Origin of the sequence: Pontibacter rugosus, assembly GCF_042678745.1 — a bacterium.
Taxonomy (GTDB): domain Bacteria; phylum Bacteroidota; class Bacteroidia; order Cytophagales; family Hymenobacteraceae; genus Pontibacter; species Pontibacter rugosus.
Genome location: NZ_JBHTLD010000443.1, coordinates 1 through 1,021 on the forward strand (window position 1 = coordinate 1; position 1,021 = coordinate 1,021).

At 42.8% G+C, this 1,021-nt stretch carries 1 protein-coding gene; it reads right to left on the reverse strand.

Annotated elements, in window-relative coordinates; translation table 11 throughout:
- Nucleotides 1-195 precede the first annotated feature (195 nt).
- Nucleotides 196-990, reverse strand: coding sequence for a cation transporter (locus tag ACFQ2O_RS21790; RefSeq protein ID WP_377533048.1), 795 nt, complete (start codon nt 988-990; stop codon nt 196-198).
- Nucleotides 991-1,021 lie beyond the last annotated feature (31 nt).

The following is a 1,021-nucleotide window of genomic DNA, read 5'->3' on the forward strand; positions in this document are numbered from 1 at the left end:
CATTCACGCGGTAACTCCTCAGGGGTTTATCTTGAAACTAGTCCTCTTTGTTTTTGCCTACACCATCAATAAATGTATATAATCGCAACTTGAGTTATATAGAAGGGCGGCAGGATGGAAGGTCGGGCGTCACCAGTGGCTAATACACCCAAACTAGCCGGGGTTTCCATCGGCCGCAGGAATATTGGAAAGTATTTATTTCGCCAGATTCAGAATTCTTGTTGCCCCCCTAATTACAATTATAAAAACAATAGCACCAACTATTAAATCGGGTAGCGATGATTCCGTGAAGAGCACCAACAAACCAGCTAGTATTACGCCCCCGTTTATGATAATATCATTTGAAGTAAAAATCATGGTGGCTTGCATATGGGCTTCCTTGCTTTTAGACCTTTGCAGCAGGTATAAGCAAATGGCATTAGCAATAAGGGCAAGGATGGAGACTACAATCATGGTACGAAAATCAGGCAGGTCTTCATTTCCAATGAACCTGCGTACCACTTCCACAAAGCCGATTACAGCAAGGGTAAGCTGAAAATAGCCACTTGCCTTGGCAATGTTTTTTTTTCTAGCAACGGTACTGCCTACGGCAAACAGGCTTAACCCATATACCAAAGCATCGGCCAGCATATCTAAGGAGTCGGCAACCAAGCCCATTGATTTTGAGAAAATACCCGTTGTCATTTCCAGCACGAAGAAGCCAAAGTTTATCCATAACACCTGCCATAATAGCCTGCTTTGGCCTTTGGTGTCTTCTACTGCTAATTCTTGCTCTGTGCTTTCGGTATTGAGGAGCGAAGAGCCTAAACCAAGTTCATTGATTAAGTTTTCAATGGAAGGCAGTTGCCCTGCATGAAACACAGTTAATCGACGGTTCAGCAAATCAAATTCTAAGCCCTTCACCGCTGGTACACCATCCAGCTTCATGCGCACCATGTTTTCTTCCGAAGCACAGTCCATGTGCTGTATTTTAAAAGTTGATTTATCCATATACTTGGTTGTTAACATTCAAATTTAAACT

What these genes read in the sequence shown, in the direction of transcription:
- ACFQ2O_RS21790 (WP_377533048.1), bottom strand. Translation starts at nt 990, where the DNA reads ATGGATAAATCAACTTTTAAAATACAGCACATGGACTGTGCTTCGGAA.